The 5,282-nt window shown below is 70.8% G+C and carries 5 protein-coding genes and 2 pseudogenes; 4 read left to right on the top strand and 3 right to left on the bottom strand.

What is annotated here, in order from left to right:
* Positions 1–94: 94 nt before the first annotated feature.
* From rpsD to ACFW2E_RS40960, 3 genes are all read right to left on the bottom strand, one after another.
* Positions 95–709, bottom strand: a complete 615-nt coding sequence (rpsD, locus tag ACFW2E_RS40950) for a 30S ribosomal protein S4 (protein WP_384475440.1) — start codon at positions 707–709, stop codon at positions 95–97.
* A 304-nt stretch (positions 710–1,013) separates the two neighbouring features.
* The gene (locus tag ACFW2E_RS40955; protein ID WP_384475443.1) at positions 1,014–2,369 is read right to left on the bottom strand and encodes a replication-associated recombination protein A; all 1,356 of its coding nucleotides are present in this window, start codon (positions 2,367–2,369) and stop codon (positions 1,014–1,016) included.
* 43 nt (positions 2,370–2,412) lie between these two features.
* Positions 2,413–3,069, bottom strand: coding sequence for a vitamin K epoxide reductase family protein (locus tag ACFW2E_RS40960; RefSeq protein WP_384475446.1), 657 nt, complete (start codon positions 3,067–3,069; stop codon positions 2,413–2,415).
* Between the two features lie 146 nt (positions 3,070–3,215).
* Between ACFW2E_RS40960 and ACFW2E_RS40965 the strand changes: the two genes are divergently transcribed.
* The 4 genes and pseudogenes from ACFW2E_RS40965 to ACFW2E_RS40980 form a co-directional block, all read left to right on the top strand.
* On the top strand, positions 3,216–3,662 hold the full coding sequence (locus ACFW2E_RS40965; protein WP_384475449.1) for an ATP-binding cassette domain-containing protein: 447 nt from the start codon (positions 3,216–3,218) through the stop codon (positions 3,660–3,662).
* 276 nt (positions 3,663–3,938) lie between these two features.
* Entirely contained in the window at positions 3,939–4,079 is a 141-nt protein-coding gene (locus ACFW2E_RS40970; RefSeq protein WP_384475452.1) for a hypothetical protein, read from the top strand.
* Between the two features lie 5 nt (positions 4,080–4,084).
* Positions 4,085–4,687 (top strand): annotated as a pseudogene (locus ACFW2E_RS40975) (ABC transporter permease); the annotation flags it as partial.
* Positions 4,688–4,760: 73 nt separating this feature from the next.
* A pseudogene (locus tag ACFW2E_RS40980) lies at positions 4,761–5,141 on the top strand (LuxR C-terminal-related transcriptional regulator); the annotation flags it as partial.
* Between the last annotated feature and the right edge of the window lie 141 nt (positions 5,142–5,282).

Here is a 5,282-nt window from a genome sequence, read left to right on the forward strand (position 1 = left end):
CGCCCCGGGAGCCCCGGGCATGCGAAAGCCCGCCGCCTCGCCCACCCGGAAGGGCGGGGAGACGGCGGGCTGAGGCACTACGCCCGGCTGGTGATCAGCGGGCGTAGTACTCGACGACGAGCTGCTCGTCGCAGATGACCGGAACTTCCTTGCGGTTCGGCTCGCGGTCCAGGCGGAACGCCAGGGCGCGGAGGTTCACCTGCAGGTAGCGGGGGGTCTCGCCGTCGGGGGCGAAGCCACCCTCGCGGGCGATCTGGAAGAGCGTCTTGTCCTTCGAGCGGTCGCGGACCTGGACGACGTCGTCCGGACGCACGCGGTAGGACGGCTTGTCGACCTTCTGGCCGTTGACCTGGATGTGGCCGTGGACGACCATCTGGCGGGCCTGGTAGATCGTGCGGGCGATGCCCGAACGCAGGACCAGCGCGTCGAGGCGGCGCTCCAGCTCGACGATCAGGGCCTCACCGGTCTTGCCCTGCACCTTGGAGGCACGCTCGTAGGCACGGACCAGCTGACGCTCGGAGATGTCGTACTGCGCGCGCAGACGCTGCTTCTCCAGCAGACGGACCTTGTAGTCAGAGTTCTGCTTGCGGCCGCGGCCGTGCTCACCCGGCGGGTAGGGGCGGGCCTCGAAGTACTTGACGGCCTTCGGGGTCAGCGCGATGCCGAGGGCACGCGACTTCTTGACCTTGGGGCGGGACTGGTTCGCCACTGTCTCTTTCTTCCTTCTGATATTCGGCTTGTCAGGGTTGAGGGAGGTCGCATCCGCAGCCGGGGAATCCCGCCGGGCCCGTTGCCGGGTCTGGTGGGCAGCCGCTCCCCTGGTCTGGGCACATACGTGCAGCACGCGAGTGGCCCACCGGCCGTTCCCGGAGCTCCGGGTGGTGGTGGGCTGCCCGCGACACCTTCGACGGTGCGCGACGCTCCTGGAGCCGGTCCGCGAGGAACCGGGCTCCGGCTGGGTGTCCCACTCTGACAGCGCGGGACTCAGCACTCCGGCCGAGTCTACAGGGCGCTCAGGACCGCCGGCGACCGAGGTGCTTCCTGGTCCACTCGACCGCGTCCGCGTATCTGGACTCGGCTCCGTGCCGGGTCGGGGTGTAGTACTCGCGGTCCTGGAGGGCGTCCGGGGCGTACTGCTGGGCGGCGATGCCCTCGGGCAGGTCGTGCGGGTACACATAGCCCTGCGCGTGGCCGAGCTTGGCCGCGCCCTTGTAGTGCCCGTCGCGCAGGTGCGGCGGCACCGGCCCCGCCAGACCCTTGCGCACGTCCTCCATCGCGGCGCCGATCGCGGTCGTCGCGGAGTTGGACTTGGGGGCCAGGGCGAGGGCGATGGTGGCATGGCTGAGGGTGAGGGCGGCCTCCGGGAAGCCGATCATGGCGACGGCCTGGGCCGCCGCGACCGCTATGGGCAGGGCGCTCGGGTCGGCGAGGCCGATGTCCTCACTCGCGGAGATCATCAGGCGGCGGGCGATGAAGCGGGGGTCCTCGCCCGCCTCGATCATGCGGGCCAGGTAGTGCAGGGCGGCGTCGACGTCGGAGCCGCGGATGGACTTGATGAGCGCGCTGGCGACGTCGTAGTGCTGGTCGCCGTCGCGGTCGTACTTCACCGCGGCCCGGTCGACCGTCTCCTCCAGCGTCGCCAGGGCGATCTCCGTCTCGCCCTTGTCGAGCGCGGCACCGGCGGCGGCCTCCAGGGCGGTCAGGGCGCGACGGGCGTCGCCCCCGGCGATCCGCAGGAGGTGGTCCTCGGTGTCCTCGGGGAGGGTGACGGCGTCCTTCAGGCCGCGCTCGTCGGTCAGCGCCCGGCGCAGCAGACCGCGCACGTCGTCGTCGGTGAGGGGTTCGAGGGTCAGGAGCAGGGAGCGGGACAGAAGCGGGGAGATCACCGAGAAGTACGGGTTCTCGGTGGTCGCCGCGATGAGGGTGACCCAGCGGTTCTCCACGGCCGGGAGGAGGGAGTCCTGCTGGGCCTTGCTGAAGCGGTGGATCTCGTCGAGGAAGAGGACGGTCTCCTTGCCGAAGCCCCCGGTGGCGCGCCGGGCACCGTCGATGACGGCGCGGACCTCCTTGACGCCCGCGGTGATCGCGGACAGCTCCACGAACCTCTTGTCGGTGGCCTTGGAGACGACGTACGCCAGGGTCGTCTTGCCGGTGCCGGGCGGCCCCCAGAGGATCACCGAGGACGGTCCGGCCGGCCCTCCGTTGCCCTCGCCGACCAGTCTGCGCAGGGGCGAGCCGGGCTTCAGCAGGTGCTGCTGGCCCACGACCTCGTCGAGGGCGCGCGGGCGCATCCGCACCGCCAGGGGGCTGCCTGCCGGGTCCTTCTCCTGGCGTTCTTCCGCCGCGGCGGTGAAGAGGTCGGGTTCCACTCTGAAACCCTAAGACACGGCACCGACAATCCCGTCCGGGCTGTCAGCTGGTCCAGAAGTCCCACCAGCGGGTCAGGACCAGCATTCCGATGATGCCGACGTGCAGGACCGGCAGCACCCAGGTGAACTCACCGAAGAAGCCCTTGAGCGGGCGCGGGGCGGGCAGGAAGTCGTGGCGGACGTTGTACGACGTCACGTACCAGAACATGGTGATCGTGGCGACCCAGGCCAGCGAGCACCAAAGGCACAGCGCGTTGATCCGGTACAGGGACTGGAACTGCAGCCAGGTGCAGAAGGCCACACCGAAGAGGGTGCCGAAGTTGAAGGTCAGCCAGTACCAGCGCGGGAAGCGGGCGCGGGCGAGCAGGCTCATGCCGACACAGATGACGATGCCGTAGCAGACGAGGCCGAGCATCGGGTTCGGAAAGCCGAAGGCGGCGGCCTGCTTGCTCTCCATGACGCTGCCGCAGGAGACGACCGGGTTGAGGCTGCAGCCGGGCGTGAAGGTCTTGCCCGCGACCTTGGCCTCGAGGATCTTGAACTTGTCGATCGTGATGACCCAGGCGGCGAGCAATCCGGCGGCACCGGTGATGATCAGCAGCAGGGCGAAGGCGCGGCTGCCGCCCTCCGTGCGCGGCGCGGCGATGGCCCGCTCTGGCTCGGGGTCCGTGGAGACGTCTTTGACTGTCGTCTTGCTCATCACGCCGATTCCGTCTGCTTGAGAGTTGGACATTCTTCGGGCTGGGGCCATTCTGCCGCACGAGCAGGTCTGTCCACCGTTCGGTGGACATAAGGAGGTACGCACGATCGTCCCGGAGCGTTCGATTCCGGCCGACGCTCGAACGCATGACCGCACACGCGAACGAACTCGCGGTGCACGTAAGGGGGCTGCGCGAGCGGTACGGGGACGTGACCGCGGTGGACGGCATCGATCTCGGCATCCGGCGGGGCGAGGTGTTCGGCCTGCTCGGACCCGATGGCGCGGGCAAGAGCACGACGGTGGACATCCTCCAGGGCAACCGCTCGCGGGACGCCGGAGAGGTCTCCGTCCCGGGCGCGGACCCGGCGACGGGCACGCGCGCGTGGCGGTCCCGTGTGGGAATCGTCTGGCAGGACGAATCGGCGCCCGCGGAGTTGACGGTCCGCGAGACCGTACGGCACTTCGCCGCGACTACCCGCGGCCGCGCGACCCGCGGGAGGTCATCGGTCTGGTCGGACTGGAGGCCGAGGCGGACAGCCGGATCAAGGCGCTTGGCGGTCAGCGGCGCCGCCTGGACGTGGCGCTCGGTGTGATCGGCAGCCCGGGGCTGCTGCTCCTGGACGAGCCCACGACCGGCTTCGACCCGGCTGCCAGGCGGCAGTTCTGGGGCCTGATCAGGCCGCCGGCCGACGAGGGCACGACAAACCTGCTGACCACGCACCACCGGGAGGAGGCGGAGGCGCTCGCCGACCGGCTCGCGATCGTCGCCGGGGGCCGGGTTCGTCCCCGAGGGCGAGCCCGTCGGGCTGCGCGAGCGGTACGTCACCGGTGCCACCGTCGAGTGGACGGAGTCCGACGGCTCCGCGCGCGTGGAGCACACGGACACCCCGACGGGGACCGTCGCCGGACTCATGCGCCGCTTCGACGGCGCGATCCCGGGCCTCAGGCTCAGCCGCCCCACGCTGGAGGACGTCTACCTCCGGCTGACCGGACAGGAGCCGGCGCGATGACGGCGGCCTCGGGGATCAGGTCGACGAGCTTCCGGTCGCCGGGCATCTCGATCGCCGTGGAGCGGGACGAGAAGGTGCTGCGCCGGCTGAGCGGCACGCAGATGCCGCCGGCGGCCTACTTCCTGGGGAAAATCTGGCTGGTTCCGTTCACCGGGGTCCTGGAGACCGCGATCCTCCTCCTCGTCGGCACCGCGATCTACGGCATGGGCCTGCCCCCGCACGCGGGCCGGTGGTTCGACTTCGCGTGGATCTTCGTGTTCGGCCTGACCGGCTGCGCGCTGCTCGGCATCGCGACCAGCTCGGTACCCAGGTCGGCGAAGAGCGCGAGCTCCGTCGTCGTACTGCCTTTCCTGGTCCTCCAGTTCATCTCCGGGGTCTACATCTCCGTCGGCGCCATCCCGGACTGGATGCTCGGCATCGGCGCCCTGTTCCCGCTGAAGTGGCTGTGCCAGGGGCTGCGGGGCGTGTTCCTGCCCGACTCCGCGCGCGTGCTCGAACAGGCGGGGAGCCGGGAGTCCGGGAAGACCGCGCTGGTGCCGGCCGCCTGGTGCGTCGGAGGATTGGCGCTGTGTCTGCTGACCTTCCGGTGGAAGGACCGGCGCGACGGACGACCCCCTGGGACGGGTCCCGGACGTGCACGCCCGGGACCGCTCGATCCGGCTCTGGGACGGGTACTTCGCGCTCACCGCGTACGAGACCGACCGCGACATCCTGCGGGCCGTGGGGGCGGGAGCGGCCGGCCATCCGCTGAAGAACCTGCCGCGCGGTCAACCGGCCGACCGGGTACGGGCCGCGGCGCGGGGCGAGACCGTACTGGCGCCGTCGGTCGCGGCACGCCCGGTGGGCCGGCTGCGCAGCAGGCCGGAACGTCCGCGGCTGCCGGACCGGGAGCAGGCGGTGCTGGGGCTGGTGACGGAGGGCCGCACCAACGCCGGTATCGGGCGCAGGCTGTTCATCGGAGAGCCGACGGTGAAGACCCATCTCCTGCGGAACTTCGGGAAGTCGGGGGTCGCCGACCGGACGGCCGCGGTCACGAGCACGATGCGCCACGGCCTCCTGGACCGAGAGCGTGACGGGGCGACCGTGGACGGGGGGGGGGGGGGGGGGCAGCCCCCCCCCCCCCACCCCCCCCAGCCCACACCCCCACCAACACACCAACGACCCCAAAAAAAACCACAACAAACAACCAACACCAACACCGAC

The organism is Streptomyces sp. NPDC058964, assembly GCF_042741275.1.
In the GTDB taxonomy this organism is placed as follows: Bacteria; Actinomycetota; Actinomycetes; order Streptomycetales; family Streptomycetaceae; genus Streptomyces.